Raw genomic sequence first — 25,174 nt, forward strand, 5'->3', positions numbered from 1 at the left:
GGGCCTTTTTCATGACGCGCCGCGTTTCAGACCTGGGCGCAGCGCTCCACCACGTAGCGGCTCATCGACCTGGCGAGCTCCTGCTCGCCCAGGAACACGGTGCCGGCGAGTTCCTCCTGCAGCCGGCGCGCCTCCTCCTCGTTGTGACTGCGCACCACGATCTCGATGCCCGGGTTGAGCAGCCGGGCGTTGCGCGCCATCTGCCGCACGCCGAGCGTGTCGGGCGTGGCCACCACCAGCATCGCCGCGCGCGCCACGTGCGCCTGCACCAGCACCTCGGGCTGGCCCGCATCGCCGACCACCGCGGGCACGCCTTCGCTGCGCAGTTGCTCGACGATGTCGCGGTTCTGCTCGGCCACGACATAAGGCACTCCGGCCTCTCGCAGCGCCGTCGCGACGTGCCGCCCCACCCGGCCGTAGCCGACCAGCACCACCTGCCGCGCGAGGTACTTCTCGTCGGTGCTCATGGGGAGTTCGGCCAGCGGATCGTGCCGCGCATTCAGCTCGCGCGCGAATTGCGAGCGGGCGAGCAGCCATTGCTGCAGCGGCTGGATGCTCCGGAAGACAAAGGGGTTGAGCGCGATCGAGATCAGCGCGCCCGCGACCACGAGGCTCTGCGCCTCGGGCGGCATCACCTTCAGCGCCGCGCCCAGCCCGACCAGGATGAAGGAGAACTCGCCGATCTGCGCGAGGCTCGCCGACACGACGAGCGCGGTGTTGAGCGGATACCGCAGCAGCAGCACCAGCACGGCCGCGGCGATCGACTTGCCCAGCACGATGATGGCCACGACGGCCAGCACCTGCAGCGGCTGCTCGACCAGCACCTTCGGGTCGAACAGCATCCCGACGGACACGAAGAAGAGCACGGCGAAGGCGTCACGCAGCGGCAGCGTCTCCTCGGCCGCGCGGTGGCTGAACTGCGATTCGCGAAGCACCATGCCGGCGAAGAAGGCGCCCAGCGCGAACGAAACGCCGAACAGCTTGGTCGCCCCCCAGGCGATCGTCACCGCCGCCGCCACCACGCACAGCGTGAACAGCTCGCGCGACCCCACCTTCTGCACCTGCCAGAGCAGCCAGGGGAACAGGCGGCGTCCCACGATCAGCATCAGCGCGACGAACACGCCGACCTGCACCAGCGTCGTGCCGATGCTGCGCCACACGTCCTGCGCGCCGGTGGCGCCGGTGCCGGCCAGCGCTTCGGCCAGGGGCGGCAGCAGCACCAGCACGAGCACCATCGCCAGGTCCTCCACGACCAGCCAGCCGACGGCGATGCGGCCGTTGAACGTCTCGAGCAGCCCCAGGCTCTCGAGGGCACGCAGCAGCACGACGGTGCTGGCCACCGACAGCGAGATGCCGAACACCAGCGCGCCGGCCGCGCTCCAGCCCCACCACAGCGCCATGCCGGCGCCCATCACCGTGGCCGCGGCGATCTGCACGATCGCGCCGGGCACAGCGATCTTGCGTACCGCCATGAGGTCGCCGAGCGAGAAATGCAGGCCCACGCCGAACATCAGCAGCATCACGCCGATCTCGGCCAGCTGCGAAGCCAGGGACATGTCGGCGACGAAGCCGGGCGTGTACGGGCCGATGAGGATGCCGGCGACGAGATAGCCGACCAGGGCGGGAAGCTTGGCGCGGGCGGCGAGAAAGCCGAGCAGCAGTGCAAGCCCGAGGGCAGCCGCGATCGTCGCGATCAGGGGCACATGATGGTCCATGCGCCGAATCTAAATGCAAAGAGGCCCGTGGGCCTCTTTGCTTCCGTTCCCGCGCAATAGCATGCAGCGGGAACACACCTTGAGCGAGGATCCGGCTTTGCCGGTCCTCGTTCGACTGACTAGAAGACAACTCTGAAATCGCGCAGCGATTTCAGAGTTTCACCCCCGTCATGTAATTGTCGTAGCGGTATTCCGAGAAGCGGGTCCACAGCAGCTGGTCGCGCTGGAAGGCGCGCATGTCCTGGTGGATCTTCTTGAAGTCGGCCGACCTGGCCTCGTGCTCGGCGAAGACTTCCATCGACGCCTTGAAGCCCGCGTCCATGATCTCCTTGGAGAACGGCTTGAGCTGCGTCTTGTTGGCCACCAGGCGCTTGAGCGCGATCGGGTTCAGGGCGTCGTACTTGGCCGTCATGTCGCGCGCGGCCACCTTGCTGGCGGCTTCCACGATCGCCTTGTTCTCGGCCGACAGGCCCTCGAACGCCTTGGTGTTCACGAAGAACTCCAGCTCGGCGCCGCCTTCCCACCAGCCGGGGTAGTAGTAGAAGGGGGCGACCTTGTTGAAGCCCAGCTTCTCGTCGTCGTACGGGCCGACGAACTCGGTGGCGTCCAGCGTGCCCTTCTCCAGGGCCTGGTACACCTCACCGGCGGGCATGTTCTGCGCCACCACGCCCAGCTTGGCCATCGCCTCGCCGAACAGGCCGCCGCCCATGCGCATCTTCAGGCCCTTGAGGTCCGCCACCGTCTTGATTTCCTTGCGGTACCAGCCGCCCATCTGCGTGCCGGTGTTGCCCGCGGAGAAGCTCTTCATGTTGTACTTGGCGTAGAACTCGTCCAGCAGCTTGCGGCCGTTGCCGTGCTCCATCCACGAGTCCATCTGGCGCGCGTTCAAGCCGAACGGCACGGCGCAGCCGAACGCGAAGATCGGGTCCTTGCCGGTGAAGTAGTAGGGCGCGGTCTGCGCCATCTCGATCGTGCCGTTCTGCAGCGCGTCGACGACGCCGAAGGCGGGCATCAGCTCGCCGGCCGCGTGCACCGACACCTCGAACCTGCCGCCCGAGAGCGCCTTGACGGTGCGGGAGAAGGTCTCGGCGCTGCCGAAGATGGTGTCCAGCGACTTGGGGAAGCTGGAGGCCACGCGCCAGCGGACGGCGGCCTGCGCATGGACCGCGGGCGCGGCGCCGGCGGCCAGCACGGCCGCGATGCCGCCGTGCTTGATGATGGAACGACGATCCATGGATGGAACTCCTGTTGTTGGAAGGAAACGCGCGCGCGATGATGGGCTGCCCGGTGCCCGAACCCTGTCAGAAGGCTGGCAGCGGTTGCACCGGCTGTATTCATCCTTCGCCGCGCGGCTAGAAAAAAAGCCGCACTTCCGTGCGGCTCCTGCATGAGGCTGCGGCCGTTCGGCTTACAGCGTCAGCCCAGCTTCTGGCTCTGCATGAAGCGGTCGAAGGTGGCCTCGGTGAAGCGGAACCACAGGTTCTGGTCGGCGCGGAACTTCGCGTAGTCGCCGTAGACCTTCTTCCAGTTCTCGTTCTTCGTGCCCAGTTCCTCGTACAGCGCCATCGACTCCTTGAAGGCCTGCGCCATCACGTCGGCCGGGAAGGGACGCAGCTTGGCGCCCGAGCCCACCAGCTGCTTGAGCGCCTGCGGGTTCTTCACGTCGTACTTGGCCTGCGTCTCCACGTGCGCGAAGGCGCTGGCCGCTTCGACGATCGCCTTCTGCTCCGCATTCAGCGCGTCGTACGCCTTCTGGTTGATGTACAGGTCCAGCTGCAGGCCGCCTTCCCACCAGCCCGGGTAGTAGTAGAACGGCGCGACCTTGTTGAAACCGAGCTTCTGGTCGTCGTACGGGCCGATCCACTCGGCCGCGTCGATCGTGCCCTTCTCCAGCGCCTGGTAGATCTCGCCGCCGGGGATGTTCTGCGGAATGCCACCCAGGCGCTCCAGCACCTTGCCCGCGAAGCCGCCGATGCGGAACTTCAGGCCCTTGAGGTCGGCGACGCTCCTGATCTCCTTGCGCATCCAGCCGCCCATCTGCGCGCCGGTGTTGCCGCAGGGGAAGCTGATCATGTTGAACTTCGCGTAGAACTCGCGCATCAGCTTCAGGCCGTTGCCCTCGAAGGTCCAGGCCGACATCTGGCGGCTGTTCAGGCCGAAGGGGATGGCGCCGCCGATCGCGAAGGTCTCGTCCTTGCCGAAGAAGTAGTACGGCGCGGTGTGCGCGGCTTCCACGGTGTTGTTCTGCACACCGTCGACGACGCCGAAGGCCGGCATCAGTTCGCCGGCCGCATGCACGGAGACCTCGAACTTGCCGCCCGAGAGCGCCTTGACCTTGCTCGCGAACACTTCTGCCGCGCCGTAGATGGTGTCGAGCGACTTGGGAAAGCTCGAGGCCAGGCGCCAGCGCAGCGCGGCCTGCGCGTGCACCGCGGGCGCGGCGCCGGCGGCCAGCACCCCGGCGATGCCGGCGTGCTTGATGAGGGAACGGCGGTCCATGGTCTTCTCCTGCTCGTGTGTGGATGGATGCTTGCGTCGCACGGGTCGCGTGCCGGACGCGGCGCGATCATCCGAGCCGCCCTGGAGGCAGCCTTGCAGGTCACTGACAGGAGAGACGCCGGCGTCAGGCAATCGTCAGCGCCAATGAAAAAGGCCGGGCGTCTGCCCGGCCTTCTTGCTGGGGATCGCGCGCGGCGATCAGAGCTTCTGGGATTGCATGAAGCGGTCGAAGCCCATCTCCGTGAAACGGAACCACAGGTTCTGGTCGGCGCGGAACTTGTTGTAGTCGGCGTAGACCTTGCGCCAGCTCTCGTTCTTGGTGTTGAGCTCCTCGTACAGCTCATTGGCGGCCTTGAACGCGGCGTTCATCACGTCGTTCGGGAACGGGCGCAGCTTGGTGCCGGCGCCCACCAGCTGCTTGAGCGCGGCGGGGTTGCGCGCGTCGTAGCGGGCCTGCATGACCACGTGGGCTTCATAGGCCGCGGCCTCGACGATGGCCTTGTTCTCGGCCGACAGGCCTTCGTACGCCTTCTGGTTCACGAAGAAGTCCAGCTGCGGGCCGCCTTCCCACCAGCCGGGGTAGTAGTAGAACGGAGCGACCTTGTTGAAGCCCAGCTTCTGGTCGTCGTACGGGCCCACCCACTCGGCCGCGTCGATGGTGCCCTTCTCCAGCGCCTGGTAGATCTCGCCGCCGGGGATGTTCTGCGGCACGCCGCCGATGCGCTCGAGCACCTTGCCGCCGAAGCCGCCGATGCGCATCTTCATGCCCTTGACGTCGGCCAGGCCCTTGATTTCCTTGCGGTACCAGCCGCCCATCTGCGAACCGGTGTTGCCCCCGACGAAGTTGACGATGTTGAACTTCGCGTAGAACTCGCGCATCAGCTTCATGCCGTTGCCCTCGACCATCCACGCCGTCATCTGGCGGCTGTTCAGGCCGAAGGGGATGGCGCAGCCCAGGGCGAAGGTCTCGTCCTTGCCGAAGAAGTAGTACGGCGCCGTGTGGGCGCACTCCACCGTTCCCTGCTGCACGCCGTCGACCACGCCGAAGGCGGGCATCAGCTCGCCGGCCGCATGCACCGACACCTCGAACTTGCCGCCCGACATGGTCTTGATCTTCTGGGAGAACACTTCGGCGGCGCCGAAGATGGTGTCGAGCGATTTCGGGAAGCTCGACGCCAGGCGCCAGCGGATCGCGGCCTGCGCATGGACGGCCGGGGCGACGCCGGCAGCCAGCACGCCGGCGATGCCTGCGCCCCTGATGAGTGAACGACGGTCCATGGTGAGCTCCTCTCGAGTACGAATAACGGATGAACAACGAATGTCGCCGCCATTCTAGGAAGGACCACACTTAGGTACTCAGGGGTTTTCCCTTGCGCAGAACCCGAACACTTTCGTGTGAAAGCGTTCGCGTCAGGAAACTTTCAGGCTTCAAAAACGCGCGGTCCACGCCGCATCGCAAGCGCCCTCAGCCCACCACCTTCAGCGATGGCGTCGCGCGGGCCACGAGTTCTTCGAAGCTGTCGCGCACCGCAGACTCGATGCCCGCCGCGTCCAGGCCTTGCAGCGCGAGCAGCTTGGCCGGATCGCCATGCTCGATGAAGACATCCGGCAGGCCCAGTTGCAGCAGCGGCTTGCGGATGTCGGCCGCATGCAGCGCCTCGGCCACCGCACTGCCGGCGCCGCCCGCGATGCAGCCCTCCTCCACCGTCACCAGCGCCTCGTGCTCGCCGGCGATGCGAAGCAGCAGCCCCGTGTCCAGCGGCTTGGCCCAGCGCATGTTGACCACGGTCGCATCGAGCCGCTCGGCGGCCTGCAGCGCCGGATACAGCAGCGTGCCGAACGCGAGGATGGCCACCCCCTTGCGCGAAGCGTCCGTGCGTTCGCGTCGCACCTCGCCCTTGCCGAACGGCAGAGCCTGCAGGCCGCGCTCCATGGCCGCGCCGACGCCCGCGCCGCGCGGATAGCGCACCGCCACCGGATGGTCCTGGCCGAAAGCGGTGGTCAGCAGCCGCCGGCACTCGTTTTCGTCGGCGGGACACGCGACGCTCACGTTCGGGATGCAGCGCAGGTACGCGATGTCGTAGGCACCTGCATGAGTCGGTCCGTCGGCGCCGACCAGCCCCGCGCGATCGAGCGCGAACACCACCGGCAGCTTCTGCAGCGCCACGTCGTGGATCAACTGGTCGTACGCGCGCTGCAGGAAGGTGGAGTAGATCGCCACCACCGGCTTGAGTCCTTCGCAGGCAAGTCCCGCGGCGAACGTGACGGCGTGCTGCTCCGCGATGCCGACGTCGAAGTAGCGGTCGGGGAAGCGCTTCTCGAACTCCACCAGGCCCGAACCTTCGCGCATCGCGGGCGTGATGCCCACCAGCCGCGAATCCTGCGCCGCCATGTCGCACAGCCACTGGCCGAACACCTGCGTGAACGTCTGCTTGGCGGGCGTGGCCGGAGCGGTGATTCCCACCTTCGGGTCGAACTTGCCGGGGCCGTGGTAGGCCACCGGGTCCGCTTCGGCCAGCTTGTAGCCCTGCCCCTTCTTCGTCACGACATGCAGGAACTGCGGCCCCTTGAGCTGGCGGATGTTCTCCAGCGTGGGCACCAGCGAAGCGAGGTCGTGGCCGTCGATCGGGCCGATGTAGTTGAAGCCGAACTTCTCGAACAGCGTGGCCGGCACCACCATGCCCTTGGCCTGCTCCTCGAAGCGCTTGGCCAGCTCGAACAGCGGCGGCGCCACCTTCAGCACGTTCTTGCCCACGCTCTTGGCCGCGGCATAGAACTGGCCGCTCATCAGCTGCGCCAGGTAGCGGTTGAGAGCGCCCACGGGCGGGGAGATCGACATGTCGTTGTCGTTCAGGATTACCAGCAGGTCGCAGTCGGCCACGCCGGCGTTGTTCAGCGCCTCGAAGGCCATGCCCGCGCTCATCGCGCCGTCGCCGATGATGGCCACCGACTTGCGGTCTTCGCCCTTGCGCTTGGCCGCGACAGCCATGCCGAGCGCGGCGGAGATGCTGGTCGACGAATGGGCGGTGCCGAAGGTGTCGTACTCGCTCTCGCTGCGCTGGGGGAAGCCCGAGAGGCCGCCCAGCTGGCGCAGCGTGGCCATGCGGTCGCGCCGGCCGGTGAGGATCTTGTGCGGATAGGTCTGGTGGCCCACGTCCCACACCAGCCGGTCCTGCGGCGTGTTGAACACGTAATGCAGCGCGATGGTGAGTTCCACGGTGCCGAGGTTGGAGCTCAGGTGCCCGCCGGTGCGCGAAACGCTTTCGAGCACGAAGGCGCGCAGCTCGTCGGCCAGCTGCGGCAGCTGCTGGCGCGGCAGCCGGCGCAGGTCGGCGGGGGATTGGATGGTTTCCAGCAATGCCATGGGGATCAATTCAGTTCTCGCGTTCCACGACCATGCGGGCGAGCGCGCGCAACGCACGCACGTCCGACAGGCCGCTGTCGTCCAGCGCGCTCAGGGACTGGACCAGCAATTCGCGCGCATGTTCGCGCGAACGTTCCAGGCCGAGCAGCGACACGTAGGTGGGCTTGTCCTGCTCCGCGTCCTTGCCGGCGGTCTTGCCCAGCGTCTGCGAATCGGCCGTGACGTCCAGGATGTCGTCGACCACCTGGAAGGCCAGGCCGAGCGCCGCGCCGTACGCCGACAGCGCATTTTGCGCGCGCGCAGCGGGCGCGCCGCAGGCCGCGCCCATCATCACGCTGGCCTGCAGCAGCGCGCCGGTCTTCAGGCGGTGCATGTGGCGAAGTTCGTTCTCGGTGAGCGTGCGGCCGACGCTGGCCAGGTCGATCGCCTGGCCGCCCGCCATGCCGTGGCAGCCCGCCGCCTGCGCGAGCAGACGGCACAGCGCCGCCTGCACGCCGGCGGGGATGCCCTCGTCCTCGGGCGCGAGCAGTTCGAAGGCCAATGCCTGCAGCGCATCGCCCGCCAGCAGCGCGCGCGCCTGCCCGAACTTCACGTGCACCGTGGGCTTGCCACGCCGCAGCACGTCGTTGTCCATGCAGGGCATGTCGTCGTGCACGAGCGAGTACGCGTGGATCAGCTCCACCGAGCAGGCGGCGCGCAGGGCGGCTTGCCCGTTGCCCTGGACTGCTTCCGCGGCCGCGAGCACCAGCAGCGGCCGCAGGCGCTTGCCTCCGTCGAGGACGGCGTAGCGCATCGCCTCGCCCAGGCCCGCCGGTGCATCCGGGTTGACCCACGCAGAGAGCGATTGCTCCACTCGTGCGAGCCGCTCGCTGCTCCAGCGGGAAAGATCGAACGCCGGGCCCGTCACTGCGGCGTCCACGGCTTGAGCGTGCCTTCGTCCAGCACCTTGATCTGGTGCTCCACGGCCTGGAGCTTGCCGCGGCAGAAGGCCAGCAGTTCGGCGCCTCGCTGGTAGCCGGTGAGCAGCTGCTCCAGCGGCAGCTGGCCGGACTCGATGAGCTGGACCAGCTGCTCGAGCTCTTCCAGTGCGGCCTCGTAGCTCACCGGGGGCTTCGACGGGTCCTGGGACATGAATTCTTCGAGGGAAAAGGGTGGATTCTAGGCGCGGGGTCCCCATGTGTACCCCAGGGGTACAATCCCCGTCCCCTTGCGCGCCCACGTCCCCGGATCAAGCGCTTTCCTGCCCCTTCATAGGGGGAGTCTCTAGGTCAGGTGATATGTCTGATTTAAGTCTTCAGCTCCAGCAGGCCCAAAGCCAACTTCCCGTATCCAGTTACTTCGACGAGGCGCTGTTCGCACGCGAAACCGAAACACTGTTCCGCCGCGGGCCCCGCTACGTGGGGCACGCGCTTTCGGTGCCCGAGATCGGTGACTACTACGCCCTGCCGCAGGAAGGCGAAGGCCGCGCGCTCCTGCGCACGCCCGCGGGCGTCGAGCTCGTGTCCAACGTCTGCCGGCACCGGCAGGCGGTGATCCTGCGCGGCCGCGGGTCGATCGCGGGCCCGGGGGGCGGCGGGGGCAACATCGTGTGCCCGCTACACCGCTGGACCTACAGCGGCGGACACGGCAGTCCCGCCGGCGCGCTGCTGGGGGCCCCGCACTTCGCGCAGGACCCGTGCCTCAATCTGGACAAGTGGAAGCTGCGCGAGTGGAACGGCCTGCTGTTCGAGGACAACGGCCGCGACATCGCCGCGGAGCTGGCCAACATGCGCGTGGCGCCGGACCTCGACTTCTCCGGCATGGTGCTCGACCGCGTCGAGCTGCATGAGTGCAACTACAACTGGAAGACCTTCATCGAGGTCTATCTGGAGGACTACCACGTCGGCCCGTTCCATCCGGGGCTGGGCAACTTCGTGACCTGCGAGGACCTGCGCTGGGAATTGCGCGACCACTACTCGGTGCAAACCGTGGGCGTGGCCAACCGCCTGGGCAAGGCGGGCAGCCCGGTGTACGAGCGCTGGCACAAGGAACTGCTGTCGTGGCGCCAGGGCGAGCCGCCCAGGTACGGCGCGATCTGGCTGACCTACTACCCGCACATCATGGTGGAGTGGTATCCGCACGTGCTCACCGTCTCCACGCTGCATCCCATCTCGCCGCAGAAGACGCTCAACGTCGTCGCGTTCTTCTATCCGGAGGAGATCGCCGCGTTCGAGCGCGAGTTCGTCCAGGCGCAGCAGGCCGCGTACATGGAGACCTGCGTGGAGGACGACGAGATCGCCCTTCGCATGGACGCGGGCCGCAAGGCCCTGGTGCAGCGCGGCGAGAACCAGGTCGGCCCGTACCAGAGCCCGATGGAAGACGGCATGCAGCACTTCCACGAGTGGTACCGGCGCACGATGTCCGGCCGCAGCTGGACGTGACGACCGCACCGCCTTTCCAGCCGGCAACCACACCGCCCTGATGCAGGCGCTGTGGATGCTGCTGGCGTCGTTCGCCTTCGCCAGCATGGCGGTGTGCGTGAAGGTCGCGGGCGCGTGGTTCAGCGCCTCGGAGATGGTGTTCTACCGCGGCCTGCTGGGCATGCTGTTCATGTGGCTGATGGCGCGGCAGCAGCGCGTCTCGCTGCGCACCGCGTACGCCGGCATGCACGCCTGGCGCAGCCTGATCGGCGTGCTGTCGCTCGGGGCCTGGTTCTACGCCATCGCGGGCCTGCCCCTGGCCACGGCGATGACGCTCAACTACATGAGCAGCGTGTGGATCGCGGCCTTCCTCATCGGCGGCGCGCTGCTGGCGTGGAATGCCCGCGCCGGCGTGCCGCGGCAGGGCCCTCTGGTGCTGGCGGTGCTCGCCGGCTTCGCGGGCGTCGTGTTGATGCTGCGGCCCACCATCGCGCAGGACCAGGCGCTGGCTGGCGTGGTGGGCCTGCTCTCCGGCATGACGGCCGCCTTCGCCTACATGCAGGTGATGGCGCTCGGCCACCTGGGCGAGCCGGAGGCGCGCACCGTCTTCTATTTCGCGGTCGGGTCCGCCATCGCCGGGGGCGCCGGCATGGCCCTCACCGGGGTGTCGGACTGGGAGTGGGGGCAGGCGCTGTGGCTGCTGCCGATCGGCCTGCTCGCGTCGCTGGGCCAGTGGTGCATGACACGCGCTTACAGCCAGGGCGCCACGCTGGTGGTGGCCAATTTGCAATACTCGGGACTGGTGTTCGGCGCGGCCTTCGGCCTGCTGCTGTTCGACGAGGCGATCACGCCTTCGGGCTGGCTCGGCATGGCGCTGATCCTCGCCAGCGGCGTGGCCGCCACCGTGCTGCGAGAGCGCGCCGCACCCAACTCGCCCGCGGAAGAGCATTGACATGTACACCACCCTGATCTCCCCCGAGCAGCTCAAGGCGCTGCGCTCGTCCGGCGCGCCGCTGATGCTGTTCGACTGCAGCTTCGACCTGATGAACCCGGCGGCCGGCGAGGAGCAGTACCGGCAGGCGCACATCCCCGGCGCCGTCTACGCGCACCTGGACACCGCGCTGTCCGACGAGGGCGTCGTCGATCCCGACGGCACGCACCGCCCGCATGACGATGCCGCGTCCGGCGGCAGGCATCCGCTGCCCAGCCGCGAGAAGTTCGCGATGTGGCTGTGCAGCGTGGGGTTCTCCAACGACATGCAGGCTGTCGTGTACGACCGGCAGAAGTCCAGCTACTGCGGCCGCCTGTGGTGGATGCTCAAGTGGGCGGGGCACGAGGCCGTGGCGGTGCTCGATGGCGGCCTGCAGGCCTGGCAGGCCGCGGGCGGCGAAGTCACGGGCGAGCCCGAGACGGCGCGCTTCCAGACCAACTTCCGCCTGGGCCGGCCGCTGCGCCGGCTGGTGGGCACCGACGAGGTCGCGGCGGCGCTGCCCGCCGCGAGCCAGACCCTGATCGATGCGCGTGCGGCGCAACGTTATCGCGGCGAAGTGGAACCGTTCGACGCCGTGGCCGGCCACATCCCCGGCGCGCTGAATCGCCCCGCCGCCGAGAACCTCGATGCGCAGGGCCGCTTCAAGACGCCGCAGCAACTGCGAGCCGAATTCGATCGCCTCCTGCAGGGCCGCGACCCCGCATCCGTGGTGCACCACTGCGGCAGCGGCGTCAGCGCCGTGCCGAACCTGATCGCGATGGAAGTCGCGGGCTTCGCTCCCACGGGCCTGTATGCGGGCAGCTGGAGCGAGTGGTGCCGCGACCCGAAGCGCCCGGTCGCGAAGGGCTGAAACGGCGAAGGGCCTCGCGGGGCCCTTCTCGTTTGCGCGTGGCCGGGACTCAGCGCCCGCCGACCGCGCTTCCCGACGTGCTGTTGCTGCTGCCGGAAGTCGCGGTGCCGCCGGAAGGCGCCGCGCCCATCGTCGCGGTCTGACCCTGGCTCGCGCCCAGCCCGCCGGTGGTGCCGGTGCCCGGACCGGGCGTCTGGCTGCGGCCACCGGCGTCGGCGGTGCCCCGGCCGGTCGTGCCTGGCACCGCGTCACCGCCCGAGGCGCCCGTGTGTGGCGCTGATCCCTTCGCACCCGACGAACCCCCTGGCGGGCCATCGCCGCGCAACGGCACACGTGCCTGCTCGACCGCATTGCCCTTGCCGGGGCTGCCCTGCGCGCTGGGGTTGGCCGTCGCGCCGCTGTCGGCACCGCGACCGCAGGCCGACAGGGCCGCCGCCGCGACGACCGCCAGGGCGATCGCACGCAACGTCATCAGCGGGTGCTCGTGCCCGTGGAGCCCGACGAGCTGGAGGCGCCCATCGAACCCGAGCTGCCGCTCGCGCCGCCGGAGCTGCCCGACGAGCTGGGGGACGAGCTGGCCGAGCCGGAGCTGCCCGAACCGCTGCCCGAGCTGCTGGGCGAGCTGGAAGCCGAGCCACCCATCGTGGTGGAGCCGCCGGCGGAACCGGAGCTGCCCGACGTGCTGGGAGAAGTGCTGGCGGAGCCGGAGCTGCCCGCGCTGCCCGAGGTGCTGGGCGAAGTACTGGCCGAGCCCGACGCGCCGCCGCTGTTGGATCCGCTGGATCCGCCGGCCGTGCTGCTGGACGCGCCGCCGGGCTGCGATCCACCGCCCGCGCCGGCCGAGCCGCCACCGCCGCCTTCCTTGCCACAGGCAGCCAGCGACATCGCGGCGGCGACGATCACCGCCAGGGCGGTGCCGCGAGAGAGTTGGGAAGCGTTCATCTGGAACTCCTTGGTTGGTGTCGGTATGGGGACGTAGGTATGGGGACGTAGAAATGGCAGCCCTCGCTGCCTGATTAGCACTCTAGGTGGGCACCGCAGCCCAGTTGTCGTCCCGTACTGTTGAAGCCTGTAGGACAGGCTCTGCCTCCCCGCCGCAACGGCAGAGGCTCAGGCCAGGGCCCCGACCAGCAGTTCTTCGCGCAGAGCTTCCGGCACGGCCTGCAGTTCGCCCTTGCGCTCGCGCAGGAGCTCGCCCAGCCGCTGCAGGTCGATGCCGCTCCTGCGCGCCTTGGGGAACATCTCCTCGCGCTCTTCGCGCACGTGGTGCTCGATGTATTCGCCCAGCACGGTGACCTTGGCGTCGTACAGCTCCTCGTGCGGGTCCATCGAGAGGATCTGCACGATCAGGTCCTTCGCGCTCGCGTGCTCGACCTCGGCCTCGTCCATCAGGTCGTCGTCACGGATGGCCTCGCGCACCGGCGGATAGAACAGTTCCTCTTCGAGCTTGGCATGGATGGTCAGCTCCATGCAGATCTGCTCGGCCAGCGCCTTGCGGCGCGCTTCCGGCGCGTCGTTGGCGGCGAGTTCGCGGTACTCCTGGAACAACTGGCGCACCGCGCGATGGTCCGCGTCCAGCAGTTCCAGGGCGTCCTGCTTCTTTTCGCTCATGTGGGCGCTCCCCTTCTTCAGCGGCTGCCGCCGCTTTCCTTGTCGGTCTTGTCGGTCTCTTTCATGGCGGACTCGCTCGCGCTGGAGCGGCCCTCGTCCTCGTTGCCGCTCTCCGCGGTGCCCGCGTCCTCGGCCTGCATGTCGCTGTTGGGAATGCGCCTGCCCTGCTGCGGCTCGCCACCGGCGGCCGGCTTCTGGTCCGGTTCCATGGAAACTCCTGCTCGTAATGCTGTCGCCCAACTCTAGGCAAGCGGCGTTCCCTGGCCCTGTCAGCATGCCTCTGCCGGTGCTGTAGGACGGCGGGCAGAGCGCCGGCGATCAGGCGCGGCGGCCGGACCTTCGTTCGTACAGCATCATCAGCGGCGTCACGGAAATGCCGTGCAGCAGGATCGACGTCACCACCACGGCCAGGGTGAGCGCGGCGAGCTGATGCGCCAGGTCCTGCGGCAGCCCGTGGTTGATCGCGTACAGCAGGTAGTAGAGCGAGCCGACGCCGCGGATGCCGAACCAAGCGATCAGCCGCCGCCGCACCGGCATCGTGCGCGTGCCCACCAGGCCGAGGCCCACCGCGGCCGGCCGGATGACCAGCAGCAGCAGCGGCACGAACCACCAGTGCGCCGCCGCAAGCTCCCATTGCACGGCCCACAGCAGCGCGCCGATGGTGACCACGACCGCGACTTCGCCGATGCGCTCGAGCTGCTGGTTGAAGCCGAGCACCGCCTGCGCCATGTATTCCGGCGCGTGCTTCGGGTCGACCGCCATCGTGTCGGCCAGGCTCTTGTCCGCCAGGGCGGTGGCCTGCTCCACCGCGGCACGGCTCTCCTCCGGCGACGGACTCTGCGACTGCACGAGCTGCCGCAGCGCGACGCCGGCGGCGAACACCGCGAGGAAGCCGTAGGCGTGGACCAGGACGGCCACGCCGTAGGCCAGCGCGATCAGCCCGAGCGCGAGGAAGTCGTCCAGCCCGACGGCCTCTTCGTGTTCGCGGCGCAGGAACAGCACGAGGCGGCCGACGGCGATGCCCAGTCCGGCGCCGATGCCCAGGCCCGCGGCCACGGCCCAGAGCAGGTCCACCGACCACCAGCGCCAGGCGCCCTCGCCCAGCTCGTGGAGGCCGAGCAGGCCCAGCCCCAGCATGACGAACGGAAAGGCCGTCCCGTCATTGAGCCCGCCTTCGCCGGTGAGCGCGAAGCGCAGCTGATCCTGGTCGGTCGGTCGCTGCACCTGCACGTCGGATGCGAGCACCGGGTCGGTGGGCGCGATCACCGCGCCGAGCAGGATGGCGGCGCCCGGCGACAGGTCCATCCACGCCCAGCCGACCAGCGCAATGAGGCCGACCGTGATCACCATCGAGACGGTCGCCAGCCGCAGCGGCAGCAGCCAGCGCCGGTCCTTGAGGCCGTGACCGAGCTTGAGTCCCGCGGCGAAGAGCGACACGAGCACGACCACTTCGGTCAGGCGCTCGAGCAGGACGGGCTGGCTGAGGGGCGTCACCTGGATCCAGCCCAGCCACCACGGGCTGACCGCCACGCCGACGGCCAGGTACATCATGGCGGTCGACAGCGGCAGGCGCGTGAGCACCGTGGCGCTGAGCGCCATGAGGATCAGCAGCAGCCCGATCAGGACGGACCAGAGCGCGAACAGCATGCGGCGGGATCGGGCGGCCGCCTGTCGCGCGCCGCGCTAGCGGCGGCCGGTCACGTCCTTGGCGTCGGGATCGCTGGGGCCGTTGCGGTCCGAGAGGCCGGGGCCGGGCGACTTGCCCACTTCGCCGGAATCACCGCCCTGCGCGGACCAGGTGCCCTGGGTGCGGGTGGTGTTGCCGCGCGGGCGCAGTTCGTCGTCGTCGTCGAGGTTCACCGAGCCGCCGCCCATCGGCTTGTCGTCGGCCGCGCCGTGGTCACGCTCGTTGACGCCGCTGGGCGCGACCAGGTCCGGCTGGCGGTCGCTGGTCACGCCCACCTTGCCGGGACCGTCGCCCGCATAGGGCTTGGTCGTCTGGTCCGCGTCCTTGCGCGCGGTTTCGTCGGGGGAACGGTTCTGGTCGGGCATGGGAGGTCTCCTGCAGTCCTCCCCGATGCTCGGGCGCTCAGCTCACCGCGGCTGTAGGCGACCCGCCGGACGGCGCGTAGGAAACCGGGGCGGCGGCCAGGCCCGCCAGGCCGATCAGGGCCGACGCGATGCCTTGCCGGAAGGAAGGGTGCTCGTGGACGTCGCCGTGGCCCGCGCCTTCCACCAGCAGCAGCTGGCATTGCGGCAGCACCTTGCGCAGCGCCTCGCTGTGGTGATGGCCGATCAGCTCGTCGCGGTCGCCGTGCACCAGCATGACCGGTCCCTTGATCTTCGCAAGCATGTCCGCGGTCGCGAGCGGATAGCGCAGCACCCGGCTCGGCACCCACGGATAGTGTTCGTCGGCCAGCGCGCGCATGCTGCTGTAGGCCGAGATCAGGAGCGTCAGGTCCGGCGGCCAGCCGGCTTCGCACAGTTCGGCGGACAGGCCCGCGGCGAGCGCGGTTCCCAGCGACTGGCCCGAGACCACGATGCGCCGGCCTTCGTACTGGGTGGCGACTTCGTTCCAGACCGCGCGCACGTCGGAGCGCAGCTGCGCCTCGCTCTCGATGCGGCCGGTGCTCTTGCCGTAGCCGCGGTAGTCCATCATGACCACGTCGAAGTTCAGCTCGCGGAAGGCGTCGAGGCCCACGAACCACTTGCGCAGGTTGCCCGAGTTGCCGTGCAGGTAGAACACCACGCCGCGCGGGTCGGGCAGCTTCAACTGCGCCACCGACAGGCGCGCGCCGGGGACGTCCACCATGAACTCGCGCACGTCGGGGTCGGTGAAGAGGGGCTGGTCGGACGGCAGCGGTGCCGGCTCGAACAGCAGCTGTTCCTGGCGGAACCAGAGCCAGGCGATGGCGGCGCCGTAAAGGGCGGCGCCCAGCGCCGGCACGGCGATCAGCGGAGCGAACATCCTGCGCATGGCGAGTCCTCCGTTTGCGGACCTTCGGTCCTTTCGCGCGTCAGCGCGGTGAGCCCCTGCATCGCCATGGCATCTCCCTTCATGCCGGCATTTGGACTGCTTCGCCGGCTTGTTGCATGCATGGTGCGAGCAGGCGAAACGGGCGCCGTGTCGGCGCCCGCAGGCTCATCATGTAGGAGAACGGCTGGGCTTGGCGTGCGCGTCAGCGCCGGTACAGGGCGTTCAGCCGCGCGCGTTCGGCGGGGCCGAGGCGAAGGCCTTCGCGCAGGTAGCCTTCGATGCCGCCGTAGTCCTGGTCGATGGCGTCGAACGCGGCCTGCAGGAACTCCGGCCGCACCCCCCACAGCACGGCGGCCGCACGCGGCTCGAGGTGGTGCCAGAAAGAGGACGGCGGCTTGAGCCTGTCGTTCGTCAGGAGGTAGTCGTGCATCACCTCCTCACGCGTGGCACCGAGCGCATGCAGCACCAGGGCGGCGGCGAAGCCGGTGCGGTCCTTGCCCGCGGTGCAGTGGAACACCGTGGGGTCGTCCGATTCGAGCAGGTGGTTGAAGAACTCGGCGAAGCGGTGGGTGCTGGTGCGCACGAAGCCCCGATAGGTGTCCTGCATGTGGCCGACCACGTCGTCCTCGGAGAGCTTGTGCCCCTGCGCGGTGAGTTCGGACAGCACCTGCACGATGGTCGGCTCGATCGCCAGCGAGTGCACCTGGACCTTGGGCAGCGCACACACGGCCGACGTCCGCTCGTCGACCCCGCGGAAGTCCAGCACGCGGCGGATACCCAGGGCCAGGATCTGCCGCGCGTCGTTCGCGTCCAGGGCGCCCAGGTGGTCCGACCGGAAAAGCACGTTGCGCCGCACCGGCACGCTGCGCACGCCGGCGGCGAGGTCGCGGAAGTTGGACGGATTGGCGGGCAACGAGAGGACAGCGGACATCGGACACATTGTCGGGCAGGCGCCCTTCCATTCCCAGCGGGAGTGGTGAATCGACCGCAGCGCATGGCGGAAGCGTGACGCAAGCCTCGCCCATGCGCATGAAAAAGCCCGGCTGCGCCGGGCTCTCTGGACCCCCGCTTGCGCGGGGATGACGCTTCGCGCGCTACGCGCTTCGAAGCGTCACTTGCTCTTGCTGCGGTTGGTGTTGCCGGTGGCGCGTTCGCTTTGCGCCTTGCTGTTCTGGTTGCTCACCTTGGCGCCCTTGCTGCCGGCCTCCGCGCGGCTCATGCTGCCGCTGTTGGCCTGGCCACGGCTGCCGCGGCTGCCGCTGCTGCCTGGGCTCTTGCTGCCGCCGCTCTTGCTCCCGCTGGATGCGGATGACTTCGAAGATGCCATAGCTTGCTCCTGGTTTATGACGCCCCGCGCACCGCGCGCCCGGGCGTGCGCTGACTGTAGGTGCCGCCCCGCGATCGTCTGTCGGTGAGGGACAAGCGGGTCTGTAGGACAACTCGGGGCGCGCGGCGGCGGCGCATCGGGCGCCCGCAACGCGGCGCTCAGCCGCCAGGCGGTTTGCTAAGGTGCGGCCCATGAAACGCCGCATGCTTTCCACCCTGCTGCTCGCCCTGTGCCTGGGCGCCGGCGCCCGCGCCCAGGGCGGCGAGGAGGTGCCCTTCATCACCTCGCCGGACAACGTCACCCTCGAGATGCTGCGCCTGGCCGGCGTCGGCCCCCGCGACCACGTGATCGACCTCGGCTCGGGCGACGGCCGCATCGTGATCCTGGCCGCGCGCCGTTTCGGAGCCAGCGGTCTGGGCGTGGAGATCGACCCCCAGCTGGTCGCGGCCAGCCGCAAGTCGGCGCAGGAAGCGGGCGTGGCGGACCGCGTCTCCTTTGCCGAACAGGACCTGTTCAGGACCGACCTGTCGCCCGCGACAGTCGTCACGATGTACCTGCTGCCGGAAGTGAACCTGCAGCTGCGCCCCGCCCTCCTGAAGCTGCGGCCCGGCACGCGCGTGGTCTCGCACGACTGGGACATGGGCGACTGGAAGCCCGACCGCACCTCCGTGCTGGACGTTCCGGACAAGAAGGTGGGCCTGAACAAGACCAGCCAGGTCCACCTGTGGGTGGTGCCCGCGCAGGTGCAGGGCCTGTGGTGCGGCACCGGGCCTCTGCGTGAATTCAGCCTCCGGCTGAACCAGCACCACCAGGACGTCGAAGGGGAGCTGCTGCGCAAGGGCCGCAGCCGCACGATCACGGGAAAGGTCGAAGGCAACGTGCTGCGCACGCAGGAAACCAGGGTGGGCGTGCTCGTGCTGGAGAAGCAGGGCGAGGAGCTGAAGGTGACCGAGGGCGACGGTCCGCTCGCCCTTGCGCGGGGCACCTCCTTCCGCCGCGGCGGGAACGGCAGCTGCACCGGCTGAGGCAGGGCCTGTGACGGCGGACAATGCCGTGATGTCCGCCGCCGCCCTGCCCTGGATCTGGATCCCCATCGTCCTGTGGGCGGCGCTCGCGCAAACCGCGCGCAATGCGGCCCAGCGCTCGCTGGTCGCCCGGGCCGGAACGCTCGGCGCGACGCTGGCGCGCTTCCTCTATGGCCTGCCGTTCGCCGCCGCCTGGGTGGCGTTGCTGCACCTGCTGCCGGGCACGGCCGCGCCGGTGCCGCAGTTCAACGCGGCGTGGGTGGGCTGGCTGCTGCTCGGCGCCGTGAGCCAGCTCGCGGCCACGGCCTTCCTGCTGGCGGCGATGAAGCAGCGCAGCTTCGTCGTCGGCGTGGCGTTCTCCAAGACCGATGCCTTGCAGGTCGCACTGTTCGCGACGCTGTTCCTGCGCGAACTGCCGGGCTGGGCGACGCTGCTGGCGATCGCACTCGCGACGGCGGGCGTGGTGCTGCTTTCGCTGCCGGTCAAGGGCGCGGCGAAGGTCGAATGGACCGGCAGCGCGGCGCTTTGGGGACTGGCCTCGGGGGCGGGCTTCGCCATGTCCGCGGTGGGCTATCGCGGCGCGGCGCTCGCCTTGCCGGACGTTTCACCTTGGATGTCGGGCGCGTGGGGCGTGCTGTGCGCGCAGGCGGCGCAGACGCTGCTGCTGGGCGGCTGGCTCGCCTGGCGGTCGCCCGATTCGCTGCGCGCGATCGCCGCCGCCGGGCGCGTGTCCACCGCCGCGGGGTTGATGGGCGCGCTGGCTTCCATCGGCTGGTTCACCGCCTTCGCGCTCACCACCGCGGCCAACGTGCGCACGCTGGGACTGGCCGAAGTGGTGTTCAGCTACCTGGTGTCGCACCGCCTCCTGCGCGAGAAGATCGCGCCGGTGGAGAGGCTGGGATTGGCGCTGGTGGTCGCGGGGCTGCTGGCGATGTTCGCGACGCTCTGAACGGCGACCCGAAGGCCTCCTCTTGCCGCTGGGGCTCGCGACCGCGCCCCACGAGAGCGGTCGGCCGGCTCCTACAGCCCGCGCCGGGGCTTTCGAAAAACACTGGGCTCACGTTCCCATTGCCGGGGTCGCATCGTGCAAGAACTGGAATTTCGCACCCTCCTCTACCGGTACTTCTTCTTCGGCTGGCTGTTCAAGGACGTCACCCGCGGCACCCTGTTCGAGCGCGCGGCCGCGTGGCGCTACAACCGCGAGCAGGCCCGCTGGCTGCCGCTGTACCTGCGCCGCTGGATGTGGTGGGGGCTGGCCTTCTACGGCCTGGGGGGCGTGGTGGAGATGATCCTGGAGTCGCCGGTGCTCTCGCTGCTGTTCTACGTGCCCAGCGCGCTCAGCGTGCCGGTGAGCGCCGTCACCGTGGCCGCGTGGATCGGCCTGAAGGCTCTCCCCGGGCCGTTGTGAAGGCCGCCGCGCCAGGCGGCGCGGCGGACCGGGGCATCAGAGCCTGGAGAGGTCGGTGATCGCGTCGACCACCATCGAGGTGCCCACTGCGATCAACAGGATGTCGGCCGCGACGCGGACGTACTTGTGGCCGACCGGCGGCGGCGGCAGCTGCACCAGGACCTGGGACGGCACGGGGTAATGGACCACCGCGGTCGGCAGCGGCTGGCCCACGTTGTACTTCTTCGCCTGTCCGGGCGGCATGCAGCCGTTGCCCTTCTTGGCCAGCCCGGGCGGACAGCCCTTCCCGCCACCGTAGCTCTCGCCCCAGGAGACGCGGATCGCCTGGCGGTCGCGGTCGTTGAAGTAACCGCCGACGCGCGCCTCGCGGTGGCCGCCGCCCTTCTTCTCATGCTTGTGGGCATGCTTGCCGCCGCCGTCGTGGTCCTTGCCACCCCCCTTGTGCTTGTGACTTCCACCGCCGCCCCAGTCGGGCTTTTCTGCCAGGGCCGGGCTGCCGAGCGCCAGGACCAGGGCTGCCAGCAGCCCCGCGCACCAGGTCTTGTGGTCGATTTGCTTCATTCGCTCCTCCTCGGGAAGACGGGAACACTCCCAAGGCGCCACTGTGGCTCAACAGTGGACAGCCCCGCGTGAAGCAGGCGCGAAAAACGTGAAAAAAAGCAGCGGTTTTGCGGCGATCAGACAGCCGCCAGGGCCGGCGCGACCGCCGTCTTGCCCAGCCCGAGCCTCTCCGGCGAGATGTACTGCTGCCGGTAGATCTCGAAAGGCATGGAGTCGCGCGCCTCGATGTCGCGCTGCTCCTGCAGCGACTGCTGGCTCAGGGCATCGAAGCGCGCCTGCTGCGCACTGCTGAACGGCAGCGACAGCAGCTTGTTGTGCGTCTGCAGGGAGTGCGCACGGGTGAAGCCGATGAAGGAGTCGGCGTGGTCGCGCGCCATCACCTCCAGCACGCGGGCCGAAGGCAGCAGGGCCGGGTCGGCGAGCATCGCGCGCGCGGCGCGCAGCGCGTCGGCGTGGTCGCTGGCGCCATGGGCCGCATCCAGCGCCGCCGCGGCCGGCGCGAAGGCGTCCAGCAGTTCCTCGGCCCACTCCGTCAGGTGGACTTCGCCGCGGCCGCGTTCGAGCTTCAGGCCCGGCTGGCGGCCGAAGGCCGCGGTGCGGTGCTGGTTGCGGCCGATCTGCGCGATCTCCGCCGGCGTGTCCGGCGGGCTGTCGGCCAGCAGGCAGTGCAGCAGGAACACGTCGAGGAATCGCAGCGTGGTCGCCTTGATGCCGACCGGCACGAAAGGGTCCAGGTCGAGCAGGCGCACCTCGATGTATTCGACGCCGCGCTCGCGCAGCGCATGCAGCGGCCTCTCGCCCGGGAAGATCACGCGCTTCGGGCGGATCGGCCCGTAGAACTCGTTCTCGATCTGCAGCAGGCTGGTGGCCAGCTGGTTGTACTCGCCGCCGGGGTTCGTGATGCCCACCGCTTCGTACGCGGGGTACGGGCGGGTGAGCGCCTCCTGCAGCGATGCCGCGTAGCCGTCCAGTCCGTTGTAGCTGACCGCCAGGCTGGCCTGCGCGTCGCTCTGGTAGCCCAGGCGGCCCATGCGAAGCGACGTGCCCCAGGGCATGAACATCGTGCCTTCGCCCAGCGCCTGCAGGTCATGCTGGCGGCCCGCGACGAACGACGAGCAGACCGCCGGCGAGGCGCCGAACAGGTACAGCAGCAGGAAGGCGTGGCGGCGGAAGTTGCGGATGAGCGCGAAGTACTGGTCGCTGCCCACGCCCGGCATGGACCAGTTGTAGTGGATGCCCGAGATGGTCTGCATGCGCCGGCCGTAGCGGTGCGCCAGCCCCATGCGGTAGACGCTCTTGGCGCGCCCGACGTTGGACGAGCCGTAGCGGCCGATCGGAATCGTCTCGTCGGCCGGCAGGTTGCACGGCATGCTGGAGACCCACAGCATCTCGTCGCCGAGCGCGCGCACCACGTACTGGTGGATGCGCAGCAGTTCCTCCAGGCAGGTCTCGGGCGTGGCATGCACGCCGGTGATCAGCTCGAGCTGCGACTCGCTGTAGTCGGTGGTGATGTGCGGATGCGTGAGCGCGGAACCCAGCGCGGCCGGATGCGGCGTGAGCGCCAGCGTGCCGGCCCGCGTGGCCCTGAGGCTTTCCTTCTCGATGCCGCGGCGGATGCCCCGCAGCCGCTCGGCGGCAATCTGGTTGAGGGCGTCTTGCAGTCGGCTCATGGGATCGTTGTTCGCCCTCGGGGACAGGCCGCAGAAGTTAACACCTTTGGGCAATTCCTGCAGCGCACGCCGGAATCGCGGATGCGCTAGGCGTCCCTCATCCGGATGGCGCCTGCGCCGGTCGCGCGCAGGTGGGCTGGCAACCGCGCGTCAATCGCGCGCCAGCACCTTGAGCAGCCAGGCGTTGAGGTCCTCGATCTCCTCCAGGCACACCGAATGCGCCATCGGGTACTCGTGCCAGCTCACGTCGTAACCCATCGCGCGCAGCAGCTCGCAGGACTCGCGGCCGCGCTGCGGCGCCACGACGTTGTCGTAGGTTCCATGCGCCATGAAGATCGGCGTGAGCGCATTGGCGTCGCTGCGCTCGGCCGTGGTCGTGGCGGCCAGCGGCACGTAGCCCGAGAGCCCGACGATGCCCGCCAGCCTCTCGGCATGCCGCAGGCCGGTCAGCAGCGCCATCGCGCAACCTTGCGAAAAGCCGGCCAGCACGATGCGCGACGCCGGCATGCCGCGCGACTTCTCGCGTGCGAGCAGCGCCTCCACAGCGGTGAGCGAGCTGCGCAGCCCGGCCTCGTCCTCGCGCCGCACGAGGTCGGCGCCGAGGATGTCGTACCAGGCCCGCATGCGGTAGCCGTTGTTGATCGTCACCGGCATCACCGGCGCGTGCGGAAAGACGAAGCGCACCGGCCCGACGGGCTGCAGGCGCAGCTGGCTGGCGATCGGCACGAAGTCGTTGCCGTCGGCGCCCAGGCCGTGCAGCACGATGACGGTCGCGGACGGCTGCGGCGCGGTCTCGATCTCGATGGCGTCGAGCAGGCTCATGTGAGGGGAAAGGGACGTCTGAACGAAGGGGCCGCCATTGTCCTACACCCCATGCGCAGCCGTGTGGCCACACTGGCCTGGAGCAAGCATGAAAGGAAGCGTGCAATGCAGGTTCAGGTGAACACGAGCAACGGTATCGAGAACAAGGAAAGCCTGGAGCGCTGGGCGAGCGACTTCCTCAACGACTCGCTGGACCGTTTCGGCCAGGACATCACGCGCATCGAGGTCCAGCTGCGCGACACCAACAGCGGCAAGAAGGGCGCGGACGACAAGCGCTGCACGCTGGAAGCGCGCATCGCGGGACGCGACCCGGTGGCGGTCACGCACCACGCGCCTTCGCAGGACGAAGCCGTCCGGGGTGCGACGACGAAGCTGATCCACGCGCTGGAGCACACGCTGGGCAAGCTCGACCGGCACCAGCATCGCGGCCGCGACACCATCCGCCGCGACCCGACATCGGTCCTGTAGCGGCCGTCAGTACGCCACCGGCGCGCTGTAGCGCGCGTCGCGGTGCCAGTCCCACCAAGTCTCCTGCGCGGCGCGCGATCGCTGCGCGGGGGCCGTGTGCGTCCGTGCGCCATCTCGATCTACGATCCGCCCGTTCAACATGCAACGGAGGTTCTGGACATGGCCATGGACGTGATCGACTACGAGATCCGCGGTGCGGAGATGCAGTTCGTCGAGGTGGAACTCGACCCGGGCGAGGCCGCGATCGGCGAGGCGGGCAGCATGATGTTCATGGACGCCGGCATCGCGATGGACACGGTGTTCGGCGACGGCAGCGCGCAGCAGGGCGGCCTGTTCGGCAAGCTGCTCGGCGCGGGCAAGCGGCTGGTGACGGGCGAATCGCTGTTCACCACGATCTACAGCAACAACTCGGGCACCAGGCAGCGCGTGGCGTTCGCCGCGCCCTACCCCGGCAAGATCCTGCCGATGGACCTGCGCCAGCTGGGCGGCACGCTCATCTGCCAGAAGGACGCGTTCCTGTGCGCCGCCCGCGGCGTGTCGCTGGGTATCGCGGTCCAGCAGCGCCTGTCCGCCGGCTTCTTCGGCGGCGAGGGGTTCATCATGCAGAAGCTCGACGGCGACGGTCTCGCCTTCGTGCATGCCGGGGGCACCGTCGTGCGGCGCGAACTGCAGGCCGGCCAGACGCTGCTGGTGGACACCGGCTGCGTGGTCGCGTACACGCCCAGCACCAGCTTCGAGATCCAGTACGTCGGCAAGATCAAGACTGCGCTCTTCGGCGGCGAAGGCCTGTTCTTCGCGAAGCTCTCGGGCCCGGGCACGGTCTGGCTGCAGAGCCTGCCGTTCTCGCGCCTGGCCTCGCGAGTGTTCGCCGCCGCGCCGCAACGCGGCGGCTCCCGCGAGGAGGGTTCGGCGCTCGGCGGCTTCGGCGCGGGCGGGCTGCTCGGGGGCGTGCTGGGCGGCGACGACGAATGACGGGGCGTGATCGTTCGACGCGCGACGCACAAGCTTCTCCTGCTCGACCGTGACGCGAGCACCACACAACGCCGCGGCGCACGCGTATATTGGTTGCGCGCCCGGCACGCGCGCCGGCGCCGTTCCCTTCCAACCGTACAAGGAGCCCGTGATGAACCTGAAGAAGATGATTTGCCGTGGCCTGGTGGTGTCGACGCTCGCGCTGTCCTTCCAGACAGCCGGGGCCGGGATGATCGGTGCGGACCAAGCCGCGCCGGGTGCGGCGCAGACGGATCGCGCAATGGTGCTGGAGGTGCTGGCCCGCGCGGACACGACTTCGCGGCTGGAAGCGATGGGCGTGGATCCGAACCAGGCGCGCGACCGCGTCGCCGCCATGAGCGACCAGGAGGTCACGCAGCTCGCTTCCGACATGCGCGAAGCGCCCGCCGGCGCGGATGGCGGCACCGTGCTGCTCGTGCTGGTGATACTGGCCGCGATCTGGTACTTCGGGTTCCGCCGCTGATGCGCGCCGCCGG

The 25,174-nt window shown here is 69.3% G+C and carries 28 protein-coding genes; 10 read left to right on the top strand and 18 right to left on the bottom strand.

Going from position 1 to position 25,174, the window contains the following annotated elements; genetic code table 11:
- Positions 1-26 precede the first annotated feature (26 nt).
- The 7 genes from EZ313_RS13840 to xseB all read right to left on the bottom strand — a co-directional run bounded on the left by EZ313_RS13840 (position 27) and on the right by xseB (position 8,709).
- On the bottom strand, positions 27-1,715 hold the full coding sequence (locus tag EZ313_RS13840; RefSeq protein ID WP_135263873.1) for a cation:proton antiporter domain-containing protein: 1,689 nt from the start codon (positions 1,713-1,715) through the stop codon (positions 27-29).
- 151 nt (positions 1,716-1,866) lie between these two features.
- Positions 1,867-2,949: a TRAP transporter substrate-binding protein gene (locus EZ313_RS13845; protein ID WP_135263874.1), complete on the bottom strand. Its 1,083-nt coding sequence runs from the start codon at positions 2,947-2,949 to the stop codon at positions 1,867-1,869.
- A 182-nt stretch (positions 2,950-3,131) separates the two neighbouring features.
- Positions 3,132-4,214, bottom strand: coding sequence for a TRAP transporter substrate-binding protein (locus EZ313_RS13850; protein ID WP_135263875.1), 1,083 nt, complete (start codon positions 4,212-4,214; stop codon positions 3,132-3,134).
- Positions 4,215-4,412: 198 nt separating this feature from the next.
- On the bottom strand, positions 4,413-5,492 hold the full coding sequence (locus EZ313_RS13855) for a TRAP transporter substrate-binding protein (protein WP_135263876.1): 1,080 nt from the start codon (positions 5,490-5,492) through the stop codon (positions 4,413-4,415).
- 187 nt (positions 5,493-5,679) lie between these two features.
- Entirely contained in the window at positions 5,680-7,578 is a 1,899-nt protein-coding gene (dxs, locus tag EZ313_RS13860; protein WP_135263877.1) for a 1-deoxy-D-xylulose-5-phosphate synthase, read from the bottom strand.
- Between the two features lie 10 nt (positions 7,579-7,588).
- A complete protein-coding gene (locus EZ313_RS13865) occupies positions 7,589-8,497 on the bottom strand; it encodes a polyprenyl synthetase family protein (protein ID WP_135263878.1) in 909 nt (302 codons plus the stop codon).
- The gene (gene xseB, locus EZ313_RS13870; protein WP_135263879.1) at positions 8,482-8,709 is read right to left on the bottom strand and encodes an exodeoxyribonuclease VII small subunit; all 228 of its coding nucleotides are present in this window, start codon (positions 8,707-8,709) and stop codon (positions 8,482-8,484) included. The genes EZ313_RS13865 and xseB overlap by 16 nt, the downstream gene beginning before the upstream one ends.
- 146 nt (positions 8,710-8,855) lie before the next feature.
- Between xseB and EZ313_RS13875 the strand changes: the two genes are divergently transcribed.
- Genes EZ313_RS13875 through EZ313_RS13885 form a run of 3 tightly spaced genes read left to right on the top strand, consistent with a single transcriptional unit; the run spans position 8,856 to position 11,818 of the window.
- Positions 8,856-9,998, top strand: a complete 1,143-nt coding sequence (locus EZ313_RS13875; RefSeq protein ID WP_135263880.1) for an aromatic ring-hydroxylating oxygenase subunit alpha — start codon at positions 8,856-8,858, stop codon at positions 9,996-9,998.
- 40 nt (positions 9,999-10,038) lie between these two features.
- Positions 10,039-10,929: a DMT family transporter gene (locus EZ313_RS13880; RefSeq protein ID WP_135263881.1), complete on the top strand. Its 891-nt coding sequence runs from the start codon at positions 10,039-10,041 to the stop codon at positions 10,927-10,929.
- A 1-nt stretch (position 10,930) separates the two neighbouring features.
- Positions 10,931-11,818 (top strand): sulfurtransferase, encoded by an 888-nt coding sequence (locus tag EZ313_RS13885; RefSeq protein ID WP_135263882.1) that lies wholly within the window; start codon positions 10,931-10,933, stop codon positions 11,816-11,818.
- Positions 11,819-11,867: 49 nt separating this feature from the next.
- On the opposite strand, the gene EZ313_RS13890 is transcribed toward EZ313_RS13885, so the two are convergent.
- Entirely contained in the window at positions 11,868-12,290 is a 423-nt protein-coding gene (locus EZ313_RS13890) for a hypothetical protein (protein WP_135263883.1), read from the bottom strand.
- Between the two features lie 6 nt (positions 12,291-12,296).
- On the opposite strand from EZ313_RS13890, the gene EZ313_RS13895 reads away from it, so the two are divergent.
- The gene (locus tag EZ313_RS13895; RefSeq protein ID WP_135263884.1) at positions 12,297-12,797 is read left to right on the top strand and encodes a hypothetical protein; all 501 of its coding nucleotides are present in this window, start codon (positions 12,297-12,299) and stop codon (positions 12,795-12,797) included.
- Between the two features lie 131 nt (positions 12,798-12,928).
- Here the strand turns inward: EZ313_RS13895 and EZ313_RS13900 are convergent, their stop codons facing one another.
- The 7 genes from EZ313_RS13900 to EZ313_RS13930 all read right to left on the bottom strand — a co-directional run bounded on the left by EZ313_RS13900 (position 12,929) and on the right by EZ313_RS13930 (position 17,733).
- A complete protein-coding gene (locus tag EZ313_RS13900) occupies positions 12,929-13,429 on the bottom strand; it encodes a hemerythrin domain-containing protein (protein ID WP_135263885.1) in 501 nt (166 codons plus the stop codon).
- A 17-nt stretch (positions 13,430-13,446) separates the two neighbouring features.
- Positions 13,447-13,638, bottom strand: coding sequence for a hypothetical protein (locus EZ313_RS13905; RefSeq protein ID WP_135263886.1), 192 nt, complete (start codon positions 13,636-13,638; stop codon positions 13,447-13,449).
- 109 nt (positions 13,639-13,747) lie between these two features.
- On the bottom strand, positions 13,748-15,076 hold the full coding sequence (locus EZ313_RS13910; protein ID WP_135263887.1) for a cation:proton antiporter: 1,329 nt from the start codon (positions 15,074-15,076) through the stop codon (positions 13,748-13,750).
- 36 nt (positions 15,077-15,112) lie between these two features.
- Positions 15,113-15,481 carry a hypothetical protein gene (locus EZ313_RS13915; RefSeq protein ID WP_135263888.1) on the bottom strand — a complete coding sequence of 123 codons (369 nt, stop codon included), beginning with the start codon at positions 15,479-15,481 and terminating at the stop codon, positions 15,113-15,115.
- Between the two features lie 37 nt (positions 15,482-15,518).
- Positions 15,519-16,406, bottom strand: coding sequence for an alpha/beta hydrolase (locus tag EZ313_RS13920; protein ID WP_135263889.1), 888 nt, complete (start codon positions 16,404-16,406; stop codon positions 15,519-15,521).
- A gap of 202 nt (positions 16,407-16,608) precedes the next feature.
- Positions 16,609-17,337: a tyrosine-protein phosphatase gene (locus tag EZ313_RS13925; protein ID WP_135263890.1), complete on the bottom strand. Its 729-nt coding sequence runs from the start codon at positions 17,335-17,337 to the stop codon at positions 16,609-16,611.
- A gap of 180 nt (positions 17,338-17,517) precedes the next feature.
- A complete protein-coding gene (locus EZ313_RS13930) occupies positions 17,518-17,733 on the bottom strand; it encodes a hypothetical protein (RefSeq protein ID WP_135263891.1) in 216 nt (71 codons plus the stop codon).
- A 191-nt stretch (positions 17,734-17,924) separates the two neighbouring features.
- Between EZ313_RS13930 and EZ313_RS13935 the strand changes: the two genes are divergently transcribed.
- The 3 genes from EZ313_RS13935 to EZ313_RS13945 all read left to right on the top strand — a co-directional run bounded on the left by EZ313_RS13935 (position 17,925) and on the right by EZ313_RS13945 (position 20,166).
- Complete coding sequence (locus EZ313_RS13935) at positions 17,925-18,758, top strand: SAM-dependent methyltransferase (protein ID WP_135263892.1); 834 nt, start codon at positions 17,925-17,927, stop codon at positions 18,756-18,758.
- Between the two features lie 31 nt (positions 18,759-18,789).
- Positions 18,790-19,707 carry a DMT family transporter gene (locus tag EZ313_RS13940; protein ID WP_135263893.1) on the top strand — a complete coding sequence of 306 codons (918 nt, stop codon included), beginning with the start codon at positions 18,790-18,792 and terminating at the stop codon, positions 19,705-19,707.
- A gap of 135 nt (positions 19,708-19,842) precedes the next feature.
- Entirely contained in the window at positions 19,843-20,166 is a 324-nt protein-coding gene (locus EZ313_RS13945; protein WP_135263894.1) for a hypothetical protein, read from the top strand.
- Between the two features lie 36 nt (positions 20,167-20,202).
- Here EZ313_RS13945 and EZ313_RS13950 read toward each other — a convergent pair whose 3' ends face one another.
- From EZ313_RS13950 to EZ313_RS13960, 3 genes are all read right to left on the bottom strand, one after another.
- Entirely contained in the window at positions 20,203-20,727 is a 525-nt protein-coding gene (locus tag EZ313_RS13950) for a hypothetical protein (protein ID WP_135263895.1), read from the bottom strand.
- A gap of 116 nt (positions 20,728-20,843) precedes the next feature.
- The gene (gene gshA, locus EZ313_RS13955) at positions 20,844-22,397 is read right to left on the bottom strand and encodes a glutamate--cysteine ligase (RefSeq protein ID WP_135263896.1); all 1,554 of its coding nucleotides are present in this window, start codon (positions 22,395-22,397) and stop codon (positions 20,844-20,846) included.
- A 150-nt stretch (positions 22,398-22,547) separates the two neighbouring features.
- The gene (locus EZ313_RS13960) at positions 22,548-23,219 is read right to left on the bottom strand and encodes an alpha/beta hydrolase (protein WP_135263897.1); all 672 of its coding nucleotides are present in this window, start codon (positions 23,217-23,219) and stop codon (positions 22,548-22,550) included.
- 105 nt (positions 23,220-23,324) lie between these two features.
- Here EZ313_RS13960 and EZ313_RS13965 point away from each other — a divergent pair, with 105 nt between their 5' ends.
- The 3 genes from EZ313_RS13965 to EZ313_RS13975 all read left to right on the top strand — a co-directional run bounded on the left by EZ313_RS13965 (position 23,325) and on the right by EZ313_RS13975 (position 25,161).
- Entirely contained in the window at positions 23,325-23,687 is a 363-nt protein-coding gene (locus EZ313_RS13965) for an HPF/RaiA family ribosome-associated protein (protein WP_135263898.1), read from the top strand.
- A 159-nt stretch (positions 23,688-23,846) separates the two neighbouring features.
- Positions 23,847-24,659 carry a TIGR00266 family protein gene (locus tag EZ313_RS13970; protein ID WP_135263899.1) on the top strand — a complete coding sequence of 271 codons (813 nt, stop codon included), beginning with the start codon at positions 23,847-23,849 and terminating at the stop codon, positions 24,657-24,659.
- 151 nt (positions 24,660-24,810) lie between these two features.
- Positions 24,811-25,161 (top strand): PA2779 family protein, encoded by a 351-nt coding sequence (locus EZ313_RS13975; protein ID WP_135263900.1) that lies wholly within the window; start codon positions 24,811-24,813, stop codon positions 25,159-25,161.
- Positions 25,162-25,174 lie beyond the last annotated feature (13 nt).

Origin of the sequence: Ramlibacter henchirensis, assembly GCF_004682015.1 — a bacterium.
Taxonomy (GTDB): Bacteria; Pseudomonadota; Gammaproteobacteria; order Burkholderiales; family Burkholderiaceae_C; genus Ramlibacter; species Ramlibacter henchirensis.